The sequence below is a fragment of the Tamlana sp. 2_MG-2023 genome (assembly GCF_030548465.1).
In the GTDB taxonomy this organism is placed as follows: domain Bacteria; phylum Bacteroidota; class Bacteroidia; order Flavobacteriales; family Flavobacteriaceae; genus Pseudotamlana.
The window spans coordinates 1-872 of record NZ_JAUOSF010000038.1 but is presented as its reverse complement, the minus strand read 5'-3'; the positions used below and the strand labels follow the sequence as shown (position 1 = coordinate 872).

General features: G+C 36.4%; 2 protein-coding genes. Both read left to right on the top strand.

Annotation, left to right across the window (positions count from 1 at the left end):
• The coding region (locus tag Q4566_RS16995) for a RagB/SusD family nutrient uptake outer membrane protein (RefSeq protein ID WP_303423774.1) at positions 1 to 513 on the top strand (513 nt) is incomplete at its 5' end.
• Between the two features lie 12 nt (positions 514 to 525).
• The coding region (locus Q4566_RS16990) for a hypothetical protein (protein ID WP_303423772.1) at positions 526 to 872 on the top strand (347 nt) is incomplete at its 3' end.

Sequence of the window (872 nt, the reverse complement as noted above, 5' to 3'; positions counted from 1 at the left end):
ACACCTGTAGCAACTGAAACAATTTCTAATACTTTACTTAATGCCTTTGAAGTTGGAGATTTGAGATATGACAATTGGTTAGGAAATATAACTGATGGCACAACCACATGGTTTTTTCCTTTTAAATATAAGGTAAAGCTATCTCCTTCCTTAGAAGAGTATTCCATGGTTTTTAGGCTGGCCGAACAATATTTGATACGCGCAGAAGCGCGTGCGCAATTAAATGATTTTTCTGGAGCTTTACTGGATTTAAATACGATTAGAAATCGTGCAGGATTACCTGATGTCAATTTGAGTAGTCAGGAAACCATGTTAACTGCTATTTATAAAGAGCGGCAGGTTGAACTGTTTTCTGAATGGGGTCACAGATGGTATGATTTAAAACGCTCGAATCGTATCGATCAAGTTTTATCTAGTGTCAAGCCGCAATGGGTGTCAACTGCAAAATTATACCCCATTCCTATAGATGAAGTAAGCAGGAATGGTAACATAACTCAAAATCCTGGATATTAATTTAATAGCTTAATGATGAAGAAAAAAATATTATTACAAGCTATTGTGATGCTAATAGGAGTTTGTTTAGGATGTAAACCTAAGGAAACTCCAAAGGCGCAATCGATCGTCACAATTCAAGGAACCGTTGTTGGAAATGGAGGTGTGAGGGATAGTATCCGAATATTATTTGGTGGTCTTATTCCTAGGAATAAAGTATTTGGAGTTCAGGATACCATGATTTACACCAATGCTGAAGGTAACTTTAAATTCCAATCGAAGTCTATCAAAGGACCTACGAGAATCACTATTTGTGCGTTTAAGAAAAGAGAAGGAGAAATAGGGCAACACTTTAAGGATGTACTTAGAGATTATGTAGT